Genomic DNA, 23136 nt, shown 5'->3' with positions numbered 1-23136 from the left:
AAGGGAACTCGGCTAAAGAAAGAGGCATTGGATGTTCTTAGCCAGGTTCCTAACGTGACGCTGCTCAAAACAGTGATTCACCAAAAACAGGCAATTTCTGATTGCTTCTCTCAGGAGGCATCTATTTGGGAGGTCAGAGGGGCAGAAGAATCAGCTAAGGAATTTGAATCTTTGTTCAAGGAAATTCTGAAGTTACTCAAATGACCCCGAAGAAACCTCGGAAAACTTTGAATGCTGCTGCTGATAAATTTATCTTTGGCGAACCAAAGCCTGAAGCAGCAGATGAAAAACTGTCTTCTTCCCCACTCGTCTCAGAACCTGGAGGGCTGCTGGAAAAATTACAAAAAGAGGAATCACCCAAAGAGCGACCCATTAGAGTTAGCCTAGACCTCTCGCCAGAAATGCACCGCCGTCTTACCAATCTTGCCAATCGCACTGGCAGAAAGAAATCTGAAGTGTTGCGAATTCTGCTGGCTGAGGCTTTGGCAGAAGTTGAAGGGGGCGATTGAGTTGTGCCTCTTGGGATAGCGATCGCGCCGCAGGCGATGGCATCGCGTAATCGCACTTTACTTGATTGGGGATTTACAAATTCTGCGATCGGGCCGCAGGGTAACAGAGCGCGATGGTAAGCGATGTCGCTACCGCTAGTGCTGCTGCCGCTCGAATGTAGTTCCATACGGTCCAGTTGGCAAGGTAGCTAGCCCAAAGGTTCGCCTTGGTGAACCAGCAAGGCGTGTACTTCCTCTGCGATTTTGGACTTTGGACAAAGGAAGACATAAAACAGTTTAAAGTAACTGAAAAAATCACGGAATGTACTCAGTCTTTGCCTATCCTTGTCTCTGTTGTGGCTACAAAACCCTCGCTAAAGAGCCACCCGGTAGTTATGAGATTTGCCCTATCTGTTTTTGGGAAGACTCAGTGCCAGATGGGTCTTGGCAACACGCAACTTCTAATCGAGTCGAATTAATCCAAGCACAGCGTAACTTTCTGGCGTTTGGGGCGTGTGAAAGCCAGTGGCTAGATTCTGTTAGACGCCCAACGGACGAGGAAGAGCGTAATCCAGACTGGCAAACGATTGAAGTCACATTGCACACACAGTGGCACTCCCTGCTCGATCACTTTAATCCATCGGATTGTACGTTGTGGGTGTGGCTGCGATCGCATATTGATGATGCCATGCTAGAAGAGATAGCAGCGGCTGACTATGGCATACATGTTGAACACTATTTGCGGGTGCTCAAACGCATTCGTGACGAACCCTGGCAGTCAAATGAAGTGCTAGTTCGTCCATCTAAGGGAAAAGCTCAAGTACCTGTTTGGTATCAGGCATTAGAGGTCTTAGAGCTGATGCGCTGGTCAGAGCCAGAAAATTCTCAACAAGAAGAAGAGCAAACTGTCGGACATCTAATGCGAGCGTTTTGCTGTGTTGTTTTGCTTAGAATCGCATCTGAACAGTTCAACTGTGATACGGCGAATATTGCTAGTGAGTCAGAAACGATTATTCAATTGATTGCGAGTGTACTGAGTCTGGAGCAAGAGGCTATTGAGTTGACGTTACAACTCTTGTGTTGGCGGATGTTATCGCTACCCGTAGATAACGAAGAATGTCCTTTTTTTGCAATGGGTATTCTTTTGCTAGCGACTGCACTCTATCCCTCAGGAAAAAACGCAACTCGGCTGCGCCAGTTGAGTGAGTTGGTGGTTAAAGAAGAAGAACGCATCCGCCTAATCTTTGCCGAGGAATTCCGTCAAACCTCCCCACAATGGCTCTTTGGACTAAAATTTTTTGAAAGCAACAAAGGGCCTGGTTATATTGCAGAGCAGCGAATTGACCAATGGAAAAACATAGCGCAAAAAGTATTACTTAATCCACCTGAACCGCACCCAATAGAGGTGGCAGGATTATTACGAGAAATTGGCACACGAATTGTTGATGGTTAGCGAGAGCTTTTAGCAATGGAACCAAAAACTGAGCGTCCGTTGGATTGAAAGAAGCGATCAAGGGGTAAAGGTAGCGAAGTTGCAACGAAGTGCTACGTAATGCCTGAAGTTATTGCTAGATAAGGATTTCTGAATATTTTTCGGACATTAGCTGAAACATCCCGGAAAACGGTCATTTTCGGGCAAGTTTTGAAGTTGAAAAGGCTTCAAATGCTCCTTCTGTCGTAGATTTTTTAGGTAATCCAAGCATCATTTTCGGGCAAGTTGCTATTTTTTGAGTTTTTTTGCTGGATTCCTTATTTCACGATTGTTCTAGCGATCGTGTGGCACCTCGTTGCAGCTTCGCTACCTTTACCCCATAAAAAGACGGGTTATAAGACACGGTAACACTGGGTTTGAGGTCTGTTGTATCAACTCCAGAAATCTGTCTTATAAACGGTCGTTTATGAGATTCTACTTTAGAACTAATCACTTTGATATTACAGGAACTATCTGATGAGTTTCTTGAAGAAATTAACAAAATTTCTGCCAAGCTGCTGACTCACTAAAATCTACTAAAGGGACTTAGACATTTCTAATTCCTTTAGAGGGAATGCCCAAGATGTAATGACAGAAAATTAGAGTTTTTTTGTATTGCTGGCTGACCCCGTGGCAGCTAGAGCAATGCGATTACACTCTCATCAGAGTGACAGAAAAGCGATAAGACACTAGCTCATTTGAGATTGGTAACGACCTGAGTCTTGATGCCAATCTAGAAGACCACGTACACAGACACGTAAACTAGAAAGGTAGCGTTGAAGGTTGGCATCTATTTCAGCTCCAAAAGACGGTAGCTGCGTTGACAACTCAATAAAGATTCGCACCTCAGCATCATGCAGTTCAGCAACACGAGCGATCGCCTCTTCACGAGAGAGTTGGTGAGAGTGTTGTAAAACCAAGACTAAATTGTGAGTGTGTCCTTTATGTATATCCTTTTCAAGAGACAAAATATCGTTAGCTCTACCAATCGCATTGTTGGCTGCCAATTCTAACCGTTTCACAATAGGATGTTCGATTACTTCGGGTAAAAGAGCAATCTGATCCATTATCTGTAGAAGGTCAAAACAAAGATAAGCCCCATTTGTAAAGGGACGCATCTTTATATAAGCTCCAACGTCTGGAGTAATCCCACGCGAGTGGTTCAAAGCTTCCCAGCGCAATCCCTCAAAATACTCTTTCACACTCTTTGCGAAACGAAGCCTCAACGGTAATGGCGTATGATGAAGCTGAAACAACCTCTACCAAATATCCTGCATTGCAAGTTCTGTTGGCGTATCAGGTTTAGAGAGTTCCACGTGTGTCAAAATATCGACTAAACGCTCGTGTTGAGGTTTTAATATTTCGGGTTTTCCGCTGGTTCCAGCATCCTCCGATTGCTCGTCCAATATAAAGAACAATAGCATAGAGTCCGAAAAAATTTTTAGAGCTTCCAGCGAAACATTAGGACAGATGCGTGCAGCCAATTTATGATATTTTGCCGCTCCCAAAGTTTTATAGACTGATTCATCTGTAACAAGATTAAATAAGCGCAGCCATTTTAGAGTGTGCTGACAAGCCACTTCGCAATGCTGATTAATCGCTGAAGGAAAAGGACAATAAAAATCCTGTAGTTTAAATGTCATTTTTAGTATATTTATTCCTGCTTATTTAATTATAAAATTATAAAACACAGACACAGAATGTTAGACAACTAGCACAGCGAACGCGGTTGAGAAACAACCGCTAAATTAAGTTAAATGATAAGCTATTTTAGCTGACTAACTACTTGCAAACATTTTGACGACTAACTGGGCAAGGTGGCTATGCAAGCGCAGGCTTTGCAGAAACTATACCAACAGAGATCGCGATGAGTGTGAAGATTGTTGAAAGCTCTATCAATGCTAGATGAATACCAATAAGCCCTAACAGCACCCTAGCAATTCTTGCCGATTTTAGCGAAACCGTGTGTAAATTCATAAAGGCATATTTAGAAAACTGCGGATAAGATTCGCTCTTTCTTTTGCCTTGTTGAAGCCCGAACTGGACAATCGTATTTTTTGGCGATTGAAAGCTATGTTTAAATAAATAGTATAGACCTGTGCAGAATTATTGGAACTATAATTTTTCTCTACTATCACACTAGCAATATCTGTAATTGGATATTCAATAGTTTTTGTCATTAGTAATCTTTCAGTTTTAATTACTAATTTTTCATTTTCTTTGTCAAACCAAACCGTCCTCTTAGGAAAAAAGAAAACGAATGTAATGCCGAAACTAAGAAAAAAAATCATAAAGCCTATCCCTGGTAATGATTTTTCAATAATATTAGCTAGATTATCTAGCCTTACCCCCTTCATAGATTCAATGAATAGAAAGAGTGCCCCACAACCGATAAACAAAAAAAGACTACCAACCAATCTCGCAAACCAAACATATATCGTCGAATCTTGAAGAGTCAGGCGAGTTGAAGTATGCTCTAAAATCTTCATAGGTTTCTCCATTTAGATAATCTTTGTAGATATAGTACTTATTACCTCTAGGTTTAACATTTATGCAAAAAACTATTTTTTGTTGCATTCGGCATAATACCTTTGTCTGGCTAACCTTAAACTGGGCACTCAAAGTGAATCAACTTAGGCAAATGGGTTCACAAGCTGAATAAACCCTGGTGTCATATCAAAGCTATAAACAGTGCGAGCGGGGTGAGGAGGTGGGGTTGAGTTCGCATGAGGAGTTCATGAAATTGATGGCTGATTTAAGATAAAAGATGTTGAGTTCAGTAATTCGCAACCGCAATTATTAGTAGCCACAAGAAAAATACGACAAATTACGTAACCTTTAAGGTCGATTTGACCAAGTGATTGCATCGTTAAGAGGGAAAAAGCCAATGGGACGGAAAGCTAAACTCAATCAAATCAGGCAATTGACACAACCATCGCCTCAATCAGAAACTAACTCTGACCCGAATGAATTTGTGGAACGATTAGAGAAACAAGGCTACCAACTAGGGCGGGTTGAGCGTTGTCCCGAAGTACCCAATCACCGAGTAGAGCCACAGATGTAGCCTGATATCAATTTAGGGTTGGTGAAATTGAGTCTTACCTAAGCATTCATTGCAGGTGATGGTTTCAATCCCTGGGCCTAATAGCGATTTTGCTTGAAGGTCAGGCTAACAAGAGAAACTCAATGAGTTCTCTCATGAACAACTACTTGCAACAACTTCCAGATGCAGAGGTGCAATAGTTGAGCGACGAAAACGTCAAAATTCCCCAGAAGGTTATTTTCTTTTTCTGAATGGCGATCGCATTCTTGGCTGCGGTTCAAGAGTCCGACTTACTCAAACTAGAATTCTTGATTGAAGTTGAACGAGGAGCTTCTTCCAGTCCAGAATTCATACATTTCTCGCAGTGCAATTGCACTGGTGTCCGCTCCGGTTCTACATCATCATCACTGTGACGTGTCTACTACCCCCAGCCTGATGAAGACAATTAATTTAGCGAGTCACTATCTTAAGCTACTCATCTAAAGAGGCACCGTACAACAGGAGGAGTCAGGAGAAATCAGATATTGAGACATTTCACCATATCGTCTGCTCCATCCTCCAAAAAATCACTCTCCTGAATTGAAAGCGCCATTATCGCCAATCTCCTTGAATCGTAAACGCTGCCCAATAATAAGGTGCTTGCCATTGCCCAGAGTTCCACATTTCCAGTTGTGCCGCTCTCAGCGCAGCTACCGGGTTTTGCCCCAACTGAAGCATCTTCTGATAAAAATTCGTCATCACCTTGGAAGTCGCTGCATCATTCACACTCCACAAACTCACCACCACTCGTCTTGAACCCGCATACATAAAGCCTCGTGTTAATCCCACCAATCCTTCACCTTTAACTTCTTGACCCAATCCGGTTTCGCAAGCACTCAAGACCACCAGTTCCACAGGCAAGTTAAGGTTGAAAATATCGTGCAGGCGCAAGAATCCATCCAGAGATTTGCCATTTTGGTCATACAGAGACAGCACAATTCCCGATAATTCAGGATTGATGGGGTCGAGTAAGCCGTGAGTGGCAAGATGGATAATCTGATACTGGGCTAAATTTGGGTCAGTGGCAGTGGCACGGGAGGCGTTAAAGTCTAAAGCTTGCAGACGTTGCTGTTCTGGGACGAGGGCAAGAATTTTCTCGGCTTCAGTGCGAGTATATTGCAGACGGTCAAAGACCCTTCCACTGTCTCCTAAGCCCAAGTTACGAGCAGCGCGAGTGAGGGTACGACTAGATAGTGTATCAGGGGTTTGTTGGGGTGGAGTCCCAGCAATACGAGAGTCGTTGAGATTGAAGATGGGGTCGGCAACAACGGCAATGGATTTGGCAGCAATGGGGCGGTTTTCTAGTTGTCGGCGTTGAATGGCAACCGTAGAAGCCGAGGGGAGCGTAATGATTTCGTTTTGGACTAAAAGTGGGGTAGTGGGAGCGGAGGGGATTGGAAGTGCGGCAAAGGGAACATATTGCAATGCTCCATCTCCAATCACCAGTAAGCGTTTATTACCTAATTGATTCGCAACTGGGGCGAGAAGCATTTGACTCAGTGGCAGCCCAGTCTCGAGATGAGCAACGCTATTGGGGGTAAGAGATTTTCGGAAGGCTTGGACCGCGGTTTCTATTTCACTGCGTTTAGGAAGTACATAACTGGTGATGCTGTTTTGGGTGACTGCCCAAAGATAACTGCGTTCTTCACCGAGAGAATATTCTAAAAGGATTGTCTTGTCGTCGAGTATCTGTTGTTGAATTTGTTGTAGATTCAGGGGTTCGGGATATTTGAGGTTGGCGTAGCGAGGACTATTAGTGCGAATTTGGGCTTTAAGTTGGTCGAGTTGAGCCAGAACCAAGTCCGTTTTTTGTCGAATTTCGTCGAGTTGCTTTTGAGTGTATTGAGTCGTCAACAGTTCATACTTGCGATGCTCAAAGTCATTGAGTTGTTGTTGAAGAGTGCGTTCTTGTTCGAGAAGTTTTGGGTCAACCCCAGAGCGGATGTTGGCGTTCGCTTCGGTGAGAAGTTCGAGGAGACTGCGGGCACGGGCGCGTTCGCTGGCATGGAGAGCGAGGGCATCATATCCTTGACTTGGGTTTTGTTGATGCAGTTGCATCAACAGGTTGATGTAGAACTGGTAATAGTCTTGGTTACGGGCAAAGTAAGACTGCCGCAGTTCTTGGCTAGCGATTTGGGTGCGGAGTGATTCAATAATATTAATCGCCGTTTCGATTTCGGTTTTAGCAGCGGTAAGGTTATTCTGCTGGCGGTTTAAGGTGGCTTGGTTGTAAAGAATGTTCGCTTCTTCTGTTTTGTAACCAAGTTGCCGGGATAAAGATAAGGCTTGGTTGTAGTGTTCTATTGCAGTAGAGTTTTGGCCTAAAGCGGCGTGGATTTTCCCCAGTTGGTTGAGGATTTTGGTTTGCTTTATTTGGTCGTTGAGGAAGCGGGAGATGATAATAGATTGATTGTAGGCATTAAAGGCGGTTGTCCATTCTTTTGAAGCGATGTAAATGCCGCCAACGCCCATCAATGCTGATGCTTCTGCGGTTTTGTTACCAATCGGCCTAGAAATAGCGAGGGCTTGATTGTAAAATTTTAAGGCATCTAGCCCTTTTCCTGTAGCTGCGTGAATATCACCAATATTGTTAAGGGTGGTGGCTACTGCCCCTTGGTCATTTAGTTGATACAACAAGGGCAAGGCTTGGTTGTAAGAGTCTAGGGCTGCTTTCGGGTCGGCTAAATCGGTGTAGAGTTGACCGAGACTGTTGAGGATACTGGCTTCTTCCGTTTTAGCACCCGCTTGTCGCGATAAAGGCAATGCTTGATTGTAGGAGTCTAAGGCGGCTTGGAATTGACCTAAATTGGCGTAAACTTTACCGATTGATAAGAGAGTGAGTGCAGCTTGGGTATAATTTTGCTCTGCACGATACAGTGCCAAGGCTTCTTCTAACTTTAGAAGTGCAAGTTGTTTAGATTTGACACTACCTTGGCTAGAAAGTTGACTTCCCTTGATAAAGGCTACTTTAGAGGCAGAAACTTTGATGACGATGGAGATATTCCATAACCGAGCGGTTCCATCGCTACTGGTAGTTAAAATTTGCTGACCATCAGAGCTAAATACGGCACTATTGACCCCTTCCTCATGCCCCCGCCAGATAGCCAGGAGATTACCTTGGTTATCCCATAACCGGGCAGTTTTTTCGTTATTTTTACTAAAGTGATTGTCGTTACTAACAGTCAAGATTTGCTGACCATCAGAGCTAAATACGGCACTGCTGACATTATTCTCATGCCCCTGCAACACAGCTTGGAGATTACCCTTGCTATCCCATAACCGGGCGGTATTATCCGCACTGGCAGTCAGGATTTGCTGACCATCAGAGCTAAATACTGCACTGGTAACCCCTTCCTCATGCCCCTGCAACACAGCTTGGAGATTACCTTTGCTATCCCATAACCGGACGGTTTTGTCGTGACTGGCAGTCAGGATTTGCCGACCATCAGGGCTAAATACTGCACTGGTAACCCCTTCTTCATGCCCCTGTAACACAGCTTGGAGATTCCCTTGGCTATCCCACAATCGGGCGGTGTTATCCCAACTGGCAGTCAAAATTTGCCGACCATCGGGGCTAAATACTGCACTTGTGATCTCACTCTCATGCCCCCGCAACACAGTCAAGGGATTACCCTTGCTATTCCACAATTGAGCGGTTTTCGTGTTACCGATAGTCAAGATTTGCTGACCATCGGGGCTAAATACTGCACTTGTGACCCAAATCTCATGCCCCGGCAGGATAGCTAGGACATTACCCTTGCTATCCCATAACCGGGCGGTGTTATCCATGCTGGCAGTCAAAATTTGCTGACCATTCGGGCTAAATATTGCACTTGAGATCGAATCCTCATGCCCCTGCAACTCTGCCAAGAGATTACCTTGGCTATCCCATAACCGGGCGGTTTTATTTCCGGTAGTCAGGATTTGCCGACCATCTGGGCTAAATACTGCACTATTGATCCCATTCTCATCCCCCCCTAATACAGCCAATTGAGCATTATTCTTAGAAAAACCTTCCTTAAAAGATTGCAGAGCAGTCATTTGCTCGGATTGGGTAGCAATTGCATCTGATACGCCCCATACCCGGGCAGTTTTATCTAAACTGGCAGTCAGAATTTGCCGACCATCAGAGCTAAATACGGCACTGCTGACAATATTCTCATGCCCCCGCAACACAGCTAAGAGATTACCCTTGCTATCCCACAACCGGGCGGTTTTATCCCCACTGGCAGTCAGGATTTGCTGAGCATTCGGGCTAAATACTGCACTTGAGATTGAATCCTCATGCCCCCGCAACACAGCCAAGAGATTACCCTTGCTATCCCACAACCGGACGGTTTTATTCCAGGTAGTCAGGATTTGCCGACCATCGTGGCTAAATACTGCACCGTTATCCGACGAACCCTCATGCCCCGGCAAGATAGCTAGGACATTACCCTTGTTATCCCACAACCGGAGGGTTTTATCTAAACTGACAGTTAAGATTTGCCGACTATCGGGGTTAAATATTGCACCTGTGACCCAATTCTCATGCCCCCGCAACACAGTCAAGAGATTACCTTGGCTATCCCATAACCGGGCGGTTTCATCCGTACTGACCGTCAAGATTTGCCGACTATCGGGGCTAAATACTGCACTTGAGATTGAATCCTCATGCCCCCGCAACACAGCTAAGAGATTACCTTGGCTATCCCATAACCGGGCGGTTTCATCCGTACTGACCGTCAAGATTTGCCGACTATCGGGGCTAAATATTGCACCTGTGATCTCACTCTCATGCCCGCGTAACACAGCCAAGAGATTACCCTTGGTATCCCATAACCGGGCGGTTTTGTCGTGACTGGCAGTTAGGATATGCCGACCATCCGGGCTAAATACTGCACTGTCGATATAATCCTCATGCCCGCGTAACACAGCCAAGAGATTACCCTTGGTATTCCATAACCGGGCAGTTTTATCTTCGCTGGCAGTTAGGATTTGCCGACTATCGGGGCTAAATACTGCACTTGTGACTGAATGCTCATGCCCCCGCAACACAGCCAGTTGAGCGTTATTCTTAGAAACGCTTTCCTGCAAGGTTTGCAGAGCCGTCATTTGCTCGGATTGGGTAGCGATTGCATCTGATATGTCCCATAATCGGGCGGTTTTATCTTCGCTAGCAGTTAGGATATACCGACCATCGGGGCTAAATATTGCACTGTTGACCCAATTCTCATGCCCCCGCAACACGGCTTGGAGATTACCCTTGCTATCCCAGAATCGGATGGTTCCATCGTCACTGATAGTTAAGATTTGCCGACCATCCGGGCTAAAAGCTGCCTGGGACGCATAAATTCTATGCCCCTGCGACTTTGCCAAGAGATTACCTTTGTTATCCCATACCTGGGTGAGATTATTCTTGGTGGTTGTATCCCCACTAGAAATGAAGATTTGCTGACTATTGGGGCTAAATACGGCAGTGTTGATCCTTCCCTGATGACTCTGTAAAACAGCCACAGAATTACCCTTGCTATCCCATAATCGGGCGGTGTTATCCGTGCTGACCGTCAAGATTTGCCGACTATCGTGGCTAAATATTGCACTGATTACCCACTCCTTATGCCCTCGTAATACAGCTTGGAGATTCCCTTGGCTATCCCACAATCGGGCGGTGTTATCTCTACTGGCAGTCAAGATTTGCCGACCATCGGGGCTAAATACGGCGCTGTTGATATCCCAGCCCTGATGCGCCTGCCACACAGTTTGGAGATTCCCTTGGCTATCCCACAATCTGACGGTTTTATCCCAACTAGCAGTCAAGATTTGCCGACCATCGGGGCTAAATATTGCACTGGTAACCCCTTCCTCATGCCCTCGCAACACAGTTTGGAGATTCCCTTGGCTATCCCACAATCGGACAGTTTTATCGTGACTGGCAGTCAAAATTTGCCGACCATCGGGGCTAAATACTGCACTATTGAGCCAATTCTCGTGCCCTCGCAACACAGCCAAGAGATTACCTTGGGTATCCCATAATCGGGCGGTTTTATCGGGACTGGCAGTCAAAATTTGCCGACCATCGGGGCTAAATATTGCACTGGTAACCCTTTCCTCATGACCCAGAAATACTGCGAGTTGCCCGCCAAATGCTTTCACAGGTTGCCGTATTTCTGAAGAGTTGGAGTTTTCTGTTGTCGGTGACTGGGATACTCTGGTAGTCGGTTGGGCGCTGATGGGAGTGCTAGTAGCAGTAGCAAATAACACACCTATCAGAAGGGCAAAACAGCGATCGACTTTTCGGGAGCTAGCTGGAAACATAACTGTTTTTTGAGAGCAGTCTGTAGAGGTAATTGCCTGAATTCTTCTCTATATGAATTCCTGAAAACCAAAATCCATACTCGTCTACCCCATCAAACGCAACGGCATTCCTTCCGTCACCGCCTTCTCAATCCTTGCCTGTGCCACCATCTCATCACGAGAAACCACTTTCACCTGCCCTGTTCCCTTCATCGCAGTGAATACCGTTCCCGCCTCCACCTTCCTTAAATCAACTCCCCCTAACCACAACTGAGCAGTATCACCACTCACTCGCGTTACTACCGCCTGTGCAGCCGAATTAGGAGAATTTATCAAAAATGGTGATTGCTGCTGATACCCACTCCCTACCTTCACGTCATAACGCGGCAATTGCTTAAAGTCTTTAGGGATTTCTGGGAGAATCTTCTGAAATACCTGTTCAATATTGCTATTTTCCTGCCATAAATAATGAGTCAGTAAATAACTAAATATTCCCGCCTGAAACCCATTGACATTCACTTCCCGTGCTAGCTGGTTCGGCGCAGTCGCCGCTAACACCATACCTTTGGCAACCCCAGTTCGGTAGCCTCTCACAAAGTCTTCTGGCGACATTTTTAACCGAGATAACCATTGTTGCTGGTAAGTTTTTTCATCAGAAGACACTAAAACATTCTTGCCACCATCACGAGAACGTACCCGCGCTTCTCTAGTCGCCCCACCGGAAAAACAACTATCTAAAACAACCGTGACATTTTCAGTTTTCAGGGCAGACATCAGCAAAAATAAGGTATGCCCCATAATGTCTTGCACAGACCCTCCAACATCCGGATATCCAGTTGGTAACTTACTATCCACTGGCACAAATGTCCCATTCAGTCCTTCTTTTCCCGGCTCAACCACAATCGGATTCGGGTCAAAGATTCGCGAACCATGCCCAGAATAGTGATAAACCACTACATCTCCCGGTTTGGCTTGTTTAATTAAATGTTCTTCAAACGCTGTTAAAATTCCCTGCCGTGTCGCTTTGGCATCGGGCAAAACCAAAATATCTTTCGGATTAAATCCAAAGCGATGAATCAGCAAATTCCGTTGTAACTCTACATCGTTGAGACATCCTTGCAGGGGTTGCGAGGCGTAGTTATTGATGCCAACAAGTAACGCCAGTTTGCGGGGTGTACTTTGGGCAAGGGCTTGACCGTAGCGTTGGGCTGATTGAAGAAAAGATAGCTGGTTCAGCCCAATCGCTGCCAATGCTGAACCTGTAAATTGCAAAAAATGACGACGAGTAGAATGGGTCATAGTAAGTTAATTTGAAGATTCAGAGTTAGTCTTAGAGCTATAACAGGGAAGTTGGTTATAACGAACATATCAGGTTGGATTTGTGCTTAATTTATCAGATTTAACAAATACATAGAGCTAAGTAATGTAACTTGCACGAGATAATTCTGAAAAAGGTACTCAGATAATACCCATTTGCAGAAATGGTTAGTTTCTTTCATTCTGTTTCGTAATTCGCTATTACTTGGAAGCTTTGGCAATACAACCCGCTGCCTTAAATTGTTCAAGGACGCGAGAGCTTCCGCGCCAATCGCTCCAAGATGCACGGGTTGGAACGGAAGCAGGTGCAATCAAATGATAAACATAAACGCCTGTTTCTTTTTCTTTGTTCCATACAACTCCTATATAGTTTTCCTGCTGGATTATGGTTTCACCCCCATCCGTATAAATTTGCTGATTCAAAACCTTGCCTAAACTAAAGTCAACTTCAGAGAGTGTATAATCTGTGCCAATAATACAGACCTGACCCTCTATGGTTGAAGGATAAATGTCCATTGTTTCTTCAATTGCTGCCCATTTTCCCAGAAAAAGAGCTACGGTTGGAGCGCCTGACCAATTTTCTGCAAACGCCTTAGCTTCACTTCGACGTTCAGGTTCTTCATATTGATTCCAATATTCAACTTGACGCTGAAAGTCAGGCATCAAATTTCGGAGTTCTTCCTCGGTTAAATATGACGGAGTTTGTGCATAAGCCAACTGAGTACTCATGCCCAAGGCGAGTGCGAGTATAGTGCAACTTAGTTGTTTCTTCATTTATCTTTTACGCGCTCAATACATCCGTAATTCTCAGGGAATTTTCCAACGAAAAGAGTTGGTAATTTGTTGCACTAAACTTTGGTTGTTCCGCGAAAATTGAACCTTATTTTCTGCGTAATCTTGATGGCTTGATGTCGGATCATGAAGAATTGCCCAATATTGACCATCTGGGCGATTGATAGCGACGATATTGTTTCCTACTAAAGCCTTGCTTCCGTTAATCAACGTTTCACGGTAAGGCCCTTGACCTAAGTTATTCAAAAAAGCTTTTATATCGCCACTAAAGAGTTCGATGAAAATATAGTTAGCTCCCAGCAGTGCTTCTGATGACTCAACAGGCTCTGGACTCTGTAAGTAACAGTAGGCAGCCGGTTCCATAATATAAATTTCTTTCCAGACTCCACCTTCTGTTCTACTTTTCGCCACGGCTCGATAATTACTAGCTACCTCAAACGCTAAACCCGATTGGTCATCATGAATTGCTTTTAAGCTTTGAGCCGGAGTACTGTCTTGAGCCTCACAAGAATAGGCTATTGATGATTCAGCTAGGAGAATGGAAAGAGCTGTTAAAGTAACTATTGTTACAATAGTTTTTCCTGTCATTATCGGTAGCTTTCCTTACTAACTGGATATAATATTTATCACCTCTAGTTTTAGTATTTATGCAAAAAAGAGCTTGGACGCTCTTAATTTGTCTAATTGCGATTGTGCGTGCTACTCTGACCTGAATTAAAAGCGCCATCATCGCCAATCTCCTTGAATCGTAAACGCTGCCCAATAATAAGGCGCTTGCCATTGCCCAGAGTTCCACATTTCCAGTTGTGCCGCTCTCAGCGCAGCTACCGGGTTTTGCCCCAACTGAAGCATCTTCTGATAAAAATTCGTCATCACCTTGGAAGTCGCTGCATCATTCACACTCCACAAACTCACCACCACTCGTCTTGAACCCGCATACATAAAGCCTCGTGTTAATCCCACCAATCCTTCACCTTTAACTTCTTGACCCAATCCGGTTTCGCAAGCACTCAAGACCACCAGTTCCACAGGCAAGTTAAGGTTGAAAATATCGTGCAGGCGCAAGAATCCATCCAGAGATTTGCCATTTTGGTCATACAGAGACAGCACAATTCCCGATAATTCAGGATTGATGGGGTCGAGTAAGCCGTGAGTGGCAAGATGGATAATCTGATACTGGGCTAAATTTGGGTCAGTGGCAGTGGCACGGGAGGCGTTAAAGTCTAAAGCTTGCAGACGTTGCTGTTCTGGGACGAGGGCAAGAATTTTCTCGGCTTCAGTGCGAGTATATTGCAGACGGTCAAAGACCCTTCCACTGTCTCCTAAGCCCAAGTTACGAGCAGCGCGAGTGAGGGTACGACTAGATAGTGTATCAGGGGTTTGTTGGGGTGGAGTCCCAGCAATACGAGAGTCGTTGAGATTGAAGATGGGGTCGGCAACAACGGCAATGGATTTGGCAGCAATGGGGCGGTTTTCTAGTTGTCGGCGTTGAATGGCAACCGTAGAAGCCGAGGGGAGCGTAATGATTTCGTTTTGGACTAAAAGTGGGGTAGTGGGAGCGGAGGGGATTGGAAGTGCGGCAAAGGGAACATATTGCAATGCTCCATCTCCAATCACCAGTAAGCGTTTATTACCTAATTGATTCGCAACTGGGGCGAGAAGCATTTGACTCAGTGGCAGCCCAGTCTCGAGATGAGCAACGCTATTGGGGGTAAGAGATTTTCGGAAGGCTTGGACCGCGGTTTCTATTTCACTGCGTTTAGGAAGTACATAACTGGTGATGCTGTTTTGGGTGACTGCCCAAAGATAACTGCGTTCTTCACCGAGAGAATATTCTAAAAGGATTGTCTTGTCGTCGAGTACCTGTTGTTGAATTTGTTGTAGATTCAGGGGTTCAGGATATTTCAGGTCAGCATAGCGAGGGCTGGCAACACGAATTTGGGCTTCGAGTTGCTTGAGTTGAGCCAGAACCGTGTCGATTTTTTGTTGAAATTCGTCGAGTTCGTTTTGAGTATGCTGACCACTCTGGAGTTGATACTTGCGATGCTCAAAGTTGTTGAGTTGTTGTTGGAGGGTACGTTCTTGTTCTAGAAGCTTGGGGTCAACCCCAGAGCGGATGTTGGCGCTGGCTTCGCTGAGGAGTTCTATAAGACTGCGGGCACGGGCGCGTTCGCTAATGTGCAAGGCTTCAGCAGCATAGCCTTGATTGGGGTTTTGCTGATGCAGTTGCATCAGCAGGTCGATATAGAACTGGTAATAGTCTTGGTTGCGCGCGAAGTAAGATTGCCGCAGTTCTTGGCTAGCGATTTGGGTGCGGAGTGATTCAATAATATTAATCGCCGTTTCGATTTCGGTTTTAGCAGCGGTAAGGTTATTCTGCTGGCGGTTTAAGATGGCTTGGTTGTAGAGAATGTTCGCTTCTTCTGTTTTATAACCAAGTTGTTGGGATAAGGTTAAGGCTTGGTTGTAATAGTCTATTGCGGTAGATTTCTGACCTAAAGCCGCGTGTATTTTCCCTAGTTGGTTAAGGATTGTGGTTTCTTTAACTTTGTCGTTTAAGTGCCGGGAGATGAGCAGGGCTTGATTGTAAGCATTCAGCGCGGTTGACCATTCTTGCGAAGCGATGTAGGTGCTACCAATGCCAGCTAAGGCAGTAGCTTCTGCGCCTAGGCTCCCTCCAGATCGGGAAACGATCAAGGCCTTGTTGTAGGAGTGTAAGACATCTTGCCATTCTCCTAAAGCAGTATGAATATCACCAATGTTGTTGAAGGTGGTAGCTACCGCTCCTTTATCGATTAATTGATAGAACAGAGGTAACGCTTGATTATAGTAATTGAGGGCAGTTTTCGGGTCAGCTAAATCGTTGTAGAGTTGACCGAGACTGTTGAGGATGTAGGCTTCTGCTTCTTTGGCACCGGCTTGACGCGATAATGGCAAGGCTTGGTTGTAGGAGTCGATGGCGGTTTGAAATTGCCCAAAATCGGCGTAGATGTTGCCGATTAACAATAGGGTTTGTGCCGCTTTGGCATGGTTTTTATCTGCACGATAAAGTTTGAGAGCCTCTTCCAACTTTTGAATCGCGAGTTGTCTCGATTCAAGGGTTCCTTGCTGATTGAGTTGGATTCCTTCTTCTAATGCTGTTGCTGCTTGTTGAGCGTTCTTCTCAGACACGCCTGCCTGAAAGGCTTGGAGAGCAGTCATTTGCTCGGCTTGGGCAGCGATCGCGGCTGATACGTCCCACAGCCGGGCGGTGCTATCCCCACTGCCAGTCAGGATTTGGCGACCATCCGGACTAAATGAAGCACTAGTGACAAAATCCTCATGCCCCCGCAACACAGCTAGGAGATTACCTTGGCTATCCCATAACCGGGGGGTTTTATTTGCACTGGCAGTCAGGATTTGCCGACCATCCGGGCTAAATACTGCACTGTTTATCTTACCTAGGCTATCCCATAATTGGGGAGATTCGTCACTGGCAGTCAATATCTGCTGACCATCAGGGCTGAATGAAGCACTGTTTACCCCTCGCTCTCTATCATGCCCCCGCAGCACAGATAGGAGATTACCTTGGCTATCCCATAACCGGGCCGTTTTATCTGAACCGGCCGTCAGGATTTGGCGACCATCCGGGCTAAATGAAGCACTAATGACCGAATACTCATGCCCCTGCAACACAGATAGGAGATTACCTTGGCTATCCCATAATCGGGCGGTTTTATCCCCACTGACAGTCAGGATTTGCCGACCATCTGGGCTAAATACTGCATTGTTGATAGACTTCTCATGCCCCTGCAACACAGCTAGGAGAGTTCCTTTGGTATTCCACAACCGAGCGGTTTTATCTGAACTGGCAGTCAGGATGTACTGACCATTGGGGCTAAATACTGCACTGTGGACAAAACCTTCATGCCCCCGCAAGACAGCCAAGAGATTACCTTGGCTATCCCATAACTGGGAAAATTCGATACTGGTAGTCAAGATTTGCCGACCATCCGGGCTAAATAAAGCATTAGTAACCGAATACTCATGTCCCCGCAACACAGAGAGGAGATTACCCTTGCTATCCCATAACCGGGCGGTGTTATCCTTACTGGCAGTCAGGATTTGCCGACCATCCGGGCTAAATACTGCATTGTAGACATCATCTTCATGCCCACGGAACACAGAGAGGAGATTACTTTGGTTATCCCATAACTGAGCGGTGCCATCCCCACTGGCAGTCAGGATTTGCCGACCATCCGGGCTAAATACTGCACTGTTGATCCCATACTCATGCCCCTGCAACACCGCTAGTTGAGCATTCTTCTTAGACACGCCTGACTGAAAGGCTTGCAGAGTAGTCATTTGCTCAGATTGGGCAGCGATCGCATCTGATACGTCCCATAACCGGGCCGTTTTATCTGAACCGGCAGTTAGGATTTGGTGACCATCGGGGCTAAATACTGCACCGTAGACCTCATTCCCTTGCCCCCCCAAAACAGCTAGAAGATTACCTTGGCTATCCCATAACTGGGCAGTGCTATCAATAATACTAGCAGTCAGGATTTGGCGACCGTCCGGGCTAAATGAAGCACTAGTAACTAAATACTCATGCCCCCGCAAGACAGCCAAGAGATTACCTTGGCTATCCCATAACCGGGCGGTTTTATCGTCACTGGCAGTCAGGATGTACCGACCATTAGGGCTAAATACTACACTCTTGAGCGAATCCTCATGCCCCCGCAAGACAGCCAAGAGATTACCTTGGCTATCCCATAACCGAGCGTTTTTATCCTCGTCACTGGCAGTCAGGATTTGCCGACCATTAGAGCTAAATACTGCACTGTAGACCCAACCTTCATGCCCCCGCAACACAGAGAGGAGATTACCTTGGCTATCCCATAACCGGGCGGTGTTATCCTTACTGGCAGTCAGGATTTGCCGACCATTGGGGCTAAATGAAGCACTAGTGACCGAATCCTCATGCCCCCGCAACACAGAGAGGAGATTACCTTGGCTATCCCATAACCGGGCGGTTTCATTCTCCTGACTAACAGTCAAGATTTGTTGACCATCGGGGCTAAATACTGCACTGTGGACAAAACCTTCATGCCCCCGCAACACAGAGAGGAGATTACCTTGGCTATCCCATAACCGGGCGGTGTTATCCTTACTGGCAGTCAGGATTTGCCGACCATTGGGGCTAAATGAAGCACTAGTGACCGAATCCTCATGCCCCCGCAACACAGAGAGGAGATTACCTTGGCTATCCCATAACCGGGCGGTTTCATTCTCCTGACTAACAGTCAAGATTTGTTGACCATCGGGGCTAAATACTGCACTGTGGACAAAACCTTCATGCCCCTGTAACACAGCCAGGAGATTCCCCTTGGTACCCCACAACCGGGCGGTTTTATCGCCACTGACAGTCAGGATTTGCCTACCATCGGGACTAAATACTGCACTATGGACATAACTCTCATGCCCCACAAATACCGCGAGTTGTCCACCAAATGCTTGCACGGGTTGTCGTGTTCCTAATGATTTGGAGTTTTCTATCGTCGGTGACTGAGATGGGATGGGAGTCCTGGGTTGGGCGTTGATGGGGATGCTGTAAGCAGTAGCAAATACCACTCCCATCAGGATGGTTAGAGAGCGATGCGCTTTTCGTGACTTATCAGACAGCATGATTGTTTTTAAGCGAGTTGAGAGTTGGGAGAAAGAGGTTGCCTGAATTCGTCTTTGCATGAATTCCTAAAAACAAAAAGCCACACTATTTACCCCATCAAACGCAACGGCATTCTTTCCGTTACGTTTATGCAAAACGTCTATTTTTTAGGCAGGGGTGGGTAGTCAGGTGTTACTTCGAGAGCGAATGTAATTAGGGAGAATAGAGGAGTAAGCATTCGCTCTCGAAGCCATGCCCAACCTAACCGTCCTAGACGCGCTCGCGCAACAGCTAGATGCCCTCACGACCGCCAAACTTGTAAAAGTTCAGGCGATGATTGCAGCTCTACTGGAAGCCAAAGTCCCCCAACAGGAGAATGACTCGCCGCAAATCAAAGGAGGAATCGCAGCGCTTTCCAGGGGAATTGGTGGACATATCGGGGTGAAGATGATTCCCGATAAATAGCGGGACAAAGCTTATGGACTTTATCGCTATTTGAGGTGCCGGCAGGACGAAAAACTGCTCACTCGGTATCTAGGTAAGGCAGAAGAGTCCGCCCTCCCAAAGACTAACCAGCAATATATAAAGCCCTCGCCCTCTATCTAGATAGCAGGAGTGTTTGATGGATGTTGAGCTGATTGATTTTATTCCCACCGTTCCCATGCTGAGGAACTGTTATTGAAATGTGAGTAGCGATCGCCTCTAAAAATAAGTGCCAATTGGAACTGGCTGCCGCAATTATTGCACACTGCCAACTAGCGATGGCCTCAAAGTACCAGTTGGTACTTTTCTCCCCTCTCCCAGCCTGGTTTTTACTGCCTAACAGCATCAAAGAAATTCGGCACTACCAAGCTGTCGGCGATTCTTAGAGTAAAATACAGTAAATTAATTCAGTTATAAAATGCAGTAATAATGACCACCATCTGTTTCAGCAATTTAAAGGGTAGAGTCGGAAAATCAACGACTCTTACCCATTTCGCCTATTGGTTATCTGCTATCAAAAAGTGCAAGGTTGCGGTCATTGACGCGGACGGACAGAGCAGTACCTCCACCTGGCTGCATTCAATGGATACAGAGGTGCCTATCTATCGCATGACCGATCCAGATGAATTGGCTGAAGAAATTCCTAAGCTGGAAAAGACTGTGGATTATTTGGTAGTGGACAATGCTGGGAATTTGGGAGAGGCAACCCGGTGTACACTTCTGACTGCAAAACTTGCAGTAATTCCGATAACTCCATCCGCGCTGGATTTAGTTTCAGCAGCATCGGCTGTCAGGATGGTACGCCAAATCCAGAATGCACGAGGTGGATTGCCGCTATCCGGCATCTTCATTAATCGAGGAGTGAAGAATACCAAACTGTTGAAAGAAGCCCAGGAGCTATTAAAGCAGCTAGAGGGAGTTAAGGCATTCAAGCAAGTTATCTACCAGCGGCAAGCGATCGCAGATGCCTTCTTGCAGAACACAACCGTGTGGGGACTAAAAGGGTCAGAAGATGCAGCCTCAGACTACCAGCGGCTATTTACAGAGATTCTGAGGTTAGCGAAGTGAGCAAGAACAAACCTCGACATTCTTTAACTGATTTGGTTTCTCAATTTGCATTGGGTAACTTAGAACCACAGGCGGAACCTGCCAGCAAACAAAAGACAAAACGGAAGAAGACGGCTCCGACCCAGGAAGAAGAAAACCTGCTGGAGAAGCTGAAGAAGCAAGTCCCCTCCAAAACCCGAATCACGCTTGACCTTGACCCAGAAACCTACGAGCAGCTATCCCAGTTAGCTGAGTACACCGGGCAGACCAAAGCTAAACTGCTTCGCGCACTGATTCGGGAAGTCGCAAAATTACTGCAAAATTAACAGTAAAAATAATCATTTAAAATTTTACTTAAGTAAATCGGCTCTACGACGATAATAAGTTGAGCGACTAATCCCCAACTGTTTGCAAGATGATCAAGAAACTTTTAGCATTTCTCGCAATTGTGATAGGGACGCCTGTTGTGCTATTTTTTCTGCTCTTGCTCACAACTGGTGGAATTCCGGTTCCCACCGAGCCGGATTGGCTATACGATTGGGAATTTAGTTCAGAGGTCAAAGCCGATCGCTTAATTGGCGGCGGATACACCTATATTTTTGACGGTCGAGATATATGGATTAGATTTCATGTAAAAGAAGAATTGCCTCCACCTAAATATCAGGGTTTTTACAAGGGTATAAGAGACGGTACAGCTTGCAACCGTCAAGAATTAGAAACAATTAGACAGTGGTTTTCTCAAGTTATCACCCAACAAAACAAACTGTTTGGGCTTATTCCTTTATCCAATCGTTCTGCTGAGGATATACAAAATTTAAATGAGGTAGAAAATTTAGAATGTTATTTTACCCAACAACCGAAGCATAAGTTTGGTCAAATTCCACCTACAAGTACAGATGGTTATTGGGTGCTATTTAACAAAAGAACACAGTTTATTTATGTTAGATATTGGAGCTACACTTAGCTGCTAGGGCAGAATCCGGAAACATCGAGAGCGTCCCCTCTCTACAGTGTTTCTGGGATTGAGATCGCTTTCAGACCGGAACGGGCGATCGCCTCCGCGCTAGCTCCCACAAAAATGATCTACGACCGTTTGCCCGTAATACCGTTTCACTAAATGCTTGATGGGGAGATTGTGGGTGGCTTTTCGACTAAACCTAGATCAGAGGGTAGAGCAACATAAATGAAATGGTCTACCCATTGCTCGTTCTCATAGAGAAAGCCGCGACGAATGCACTCCTTCTGCATACCCACACTTTGAGCAAATGCAATTGATGCTTGATTATCCAGATTAATGGCGGCTTCGATGCGATGATAACCTAGCGTCTCAAACCCAGCAATTAGTGTGGCGCGAACTGCTTCCCTGCCGAAACCTTGCCTCCAGTGTTGGTTGTGAATTTCGTATCCTAAAATTGCCCACTGATGTTCTGCGCGACGAATCGTTGACAGATCGATGTTTTCAAGATGCTGAGCGGTTTGACGAGAAAAAATACCGAATACGAAAACCCGATCGGTTAACGTCTGCTGTTGATGACGCTGACACAAATCTGCAAACCATCTGCGATCGCAGTGATTCAAACTAACCAGCCCATCATCGTATTGATGTTGTTGTGGCAATCGCCCAGAAAAGCCAGCGTACCAAGTCTCATAATCACTTGGTTGCTGGGGACGAAGGATCAGCCGTTCAGTATTAATGGTTAATGCCCAGGAAATTCCACTCATTTTCTTTGCAGAGGCAACTTATTTCTATACCACTACTGCAATGTCTTTCATAGTGTTGTAAGTGAGGTCTTTACCTGGGTTTACTGACAAACCGATGAGGTGAATTCGTTAATCCAAGCTGTTCGCACCTCAGCAGATTGATTAGCCTGCCAAACTCTGCTGCTAATTATATCCCAGCAGGTCAGCCAGCCTTTGCCGTAAACCCAGGTATCGATGCAGACAGCATAACCAATATGGCAAGGGATACCACTGGTTTGAACAGTATGTCCGCACACTAGCGTTTTACCAGAACAGTGCCGCTGGACGTACTCGAACGGTTCCCACAACAGGATGTGTTCTGGTTGCTCGGCAAGAGGCATCTCTGGATGAGCGTTAGCGTGTACAAATAAATGTGTGTCTGTCTCGTACCAGTTGACACACACTTTCTTCAGGAATTCCCAATGGTTATCAGGTACATCCGCTAGCTTACCCGCCTTACCCGTGACTGAGTAAGAAGCGAGCGTTTTATCACCACCACAATTAAGCCACGGCAATTCCCAGGCACTATTTTTATAAGCTTGTAACATCATGCGCTCATGATTGCCACGAAGAGCTACTAGCTGTCCTGTGTTATGGAGTGCAATGAGCCGATTAAGAATGCCTTTGGAGTCAGGGCCGTGGTCTACGTAGTCGCCAAGAGTCACTACTCGGTCTTCCGGCTGTAAATCTACAGCAGCTATGAGTTCTTCAAACGCTGTCGAACAGCCGTGAATGTCTCCAATCGCTAGAATACGCATAGTTTGGTTAACAGCTCATCTTTGCATTGAGTTAT

Annotated in this window: 16 protein-coding genes and 2 pseudogenes; 8 read left to right on the top strand and 10 right to left on the bottom strand. The window is 45.8% G+C overall.

The window, feature by feature from the left end; all coding sequences use genetic code 11:
• From NC994_RS22605 to NC994_RS22595, 3 genes and pseudogenes are all read left to right on the top strand, one after another.
• Window positions 1-204: pseudogene (locus tag NC994_RS22605) on the top strand (ParA family protein); the annotation flags it as partial.
• A complete protein-coding gene (locus tag NC994_RS22600; RefSeq protein ID WP_190431539.1) occupies window positions 201-509 on the top strand; it encodes a ribbon-helix-helix domain-containing protein in 309 nt (102 codons plus the stop codon). The pseudogene NC994_RS22605 and the gene NC994_RS22600, both read left to right, overlap by 4 nt.
• Window positions 510-810: 301 nt before the next feature.
• Window positions 811-1077 (top strand): annotated as a pseudogene (locus NC994_RS22595) (CPCC family cysteine-rich protein); the annotation flags it as partial.
• 1571 nt (window positions 1078-2648) lie between these two features.
• Here NC994_RS22595 and NC994_RS22590 read toward each other — a convergent pair.
• The 3 genes from NC994_RS22590 to NC994_RS22580 all read right to left on the bottom strand — a co-directional run bounded on the left by NC994_RS22590 (window position 2649) and on the right by NC994_RS22580 (window position 4448).
• The gene (locus NC994_RS22590) at window positions 2649-3185 is read right to left on the bottom strand and encodes a terpene synthase family protein (RefSeq protein ID WP_277881114.1); all 537 of its coding nucleotides are present in this window, start codon (window positions 3183-3185) and stop codon (window positions 2649-2651) included.
• A 33-nt stretch (window positions 3186-3218) separates the two neighbouring features.
• On the bottom strand, window positions 3219-3602 hold the full coding sequence (locus tag NC994_RS22585) for a hypothetical protein (RefSeq protein WP_190431534.1): 384 nt from the start codon (window positions 3600-3602) through the stop codon (window positions 3219-3221).
• A gap of 330 nt (window positions 3603-3932) precedes the next feature.
• Window positions 3933-4448 (bottom strand): hypothetical protein, encoded by a 516-nt coding sequence (locus NC994_RS22580; RefSeq protein ID WP_190431532.1) that lies wholly within the window; start codon window positions 4446-4448, stop codon window positions 3933-3935.
• A gap of 398 nt (window positions 4449-4846) precedes the next feature.
• Here NC994_RS22580 and NC994_RS22575 point away from each other — a divergent pair, with 398 nt between their 5' ends.
• A complete protein-coding gene (locus NC994_RS22575) occupies window positions 4847-5023 on the top strand; it encodes a hypothetical protein (protein ID WP_190431531.1) in 177 nt (58 codons plus the stop codon).
• Between the two features lie 570 nt (window positions 5024-5593).
• Here NC994_RS22575 and NC994_RS22570 read toward each other — a convergent pair.
• From NC994_RS22570 to NC994_RS22550, 5 genes are all read right to left on the bottom strand, one after another.
• Window positions 5594-11338, bottom strand: coding sequence for a CHAT domain-containing protein (locus NC994_RS22570; RefSeq protein WP_190431529.1), 5745 nt, complete (start codon window positions 11336-11338; stop codon window positions 5594-5596).
• An 84-nt stretch (window positions 11339-11422) separates the two neighbouring features.
• Window positions 11423-12616 (bottom strand): caspase family protein, encoded by a 1194-nt coding sequence (locus NC994_RS22565; RefSeq protein ID WP_190431527.1) that lies wholly within the window; start codon window positions 12614-12616, stop codon window positions 11423-11425.
• 219 nt (window positions 12617-12835) lie between these two features.
• Window positions 12836-13351, bottom strand: coding sequence for a hypothetical protein (locus NC994_RS22560; protein WP_190431525.1), 516 nt, complete (start codon window positions 13349-13351; stop codon window positions 12836-12838).
• Window positions 13352-13441: 90 nt separating this feature from the next.
• Window positions 13442-14014, bottom strand: a complete 573-nt coding sequence (locus NC994_RS22555; RefSeq protein WP_190431523.1) for a hypothetical protein — start codon at window positions 14012-14014, stop codon at window positions 13442-13444.
• A 138-nt stretch (window positions 14015-14152) separates the two neighbouring features.
• Complete coding sequence (locus NC994_RS22550; protein ID WP_242032480.1) at window positions 14153-19153, bottom strand: CHAT domain-containing protein; 5001 nt, start codon at window positions 19151-19153, stop codon at window positions 14153-14155.
• 172 nt (window positions 19154-19325) lie between these two features.
• On the opposite strand from NC994_RS22550, the gene NC994_RS22545 reads away from it, so the two are divergent.
• The 4 genes from NC994_RS22545 to NC994_RS22530 all read left to right on the top strand — a co-directional run bounded on the left by NC994_RS22545 (window position 19326) and on the right by NC994_RS22530 (window position 21567).
• Window positions 19326-19538, top strand: coding sequence for a hypothetical protein (locus tag NC994_RS22545; RefSeq protein ID WP_190431521.1), 213 nt, complete (start codon window positions 19326-19328; stop codon window positions 19536-19538).
• A 447-nt stretch (window positions 19539-19985) separates the two neighbouring features.
• Window positions 19986-20624 carry a ParA family protein gene (locus NC994_RS22540; protein ID WP_190431519.1) on the top strand — a complete coding sequence of 213 codons (639 nt, stop codon included), beginning with the start codon at window positions 19986-19988 and terminating at the stop codon, window positions 20622-20624.
• Window positions 20621-20929: a ribbon-helix-helix domain-containing protein gene (locus NC994_RS22535; RefSeq protein ID WP_190431517.1), complete on the top strand. Its 309-nt coding sequence runs from the start codon at window positions 20621-20623 to the stop codon at window positions 20927-20929. The genes NC994_RS22540 and NC994_RS22535 overlap by 4 nt, the downstream gene beginning before the upstream one ends.
• A gap of 89 nt (window positions 20930-21018) precedes the next feature.
• Window positions 21019-21567, top strand: a complete 549-nt coding sequence (locus tag NC994_RS22530; RefSeq protein WP_190431515.1) for a hypothetical protein — start codon at window positions 21019-21021, stop codon at window positions 21565-21567.
• Window positions 21568-21716: 149 nt separating this feature from the next.
• On the opposite strand, the gene NC994_RS22525 is transcribed toward NC994_RS22530, so the two are convergent.
• Both NC994_RS22525 and NC994_RS22520 read right to left on the bottom strand, forming a co-directional pair.
• Window positions 21717-22325: a GNAT family protein gene (locus tag NC994_RS22525; protein WP_190431514.1), complete on the bottom strand. Its 609-nt coding sequence runs from the start codon at window positions 22323-22325 to the stop codon at window positions 21717-21719.
• An 80-nt stretch (window positions 22326-22405) separates the two neighbouring features.
• The gene (locus tag NC994_RS22520) at window positions 22406-23101 is read right to left on the bottom strand and encodes a metallophosphoesterase family protein (RefSeq protein WP_190431512.1); all 696 of its coding nucleotides are present in this window, start codon (window positions 23099-23101) and stop codon (window positions 22406-22408) included.
• Between the last annotated feature and the right edge of the window lie 35 nt (window positions 23102-23136).

The sequence above is a fragment of the Trichocoleus sp. AS-A1 genome (assembly GCF_039962015.1).
Lineage (GTDB): Bacteria > Cyanobacteriota > Cyanobacteriia > Cyanobacteriales > FACHB-T130 > FACHB-T130.
The sequence above is the reverse complement of the archived record's forward strand: the minus strand, read 5'-3'. Positions and strand labels throughout refer to the sequence as shown.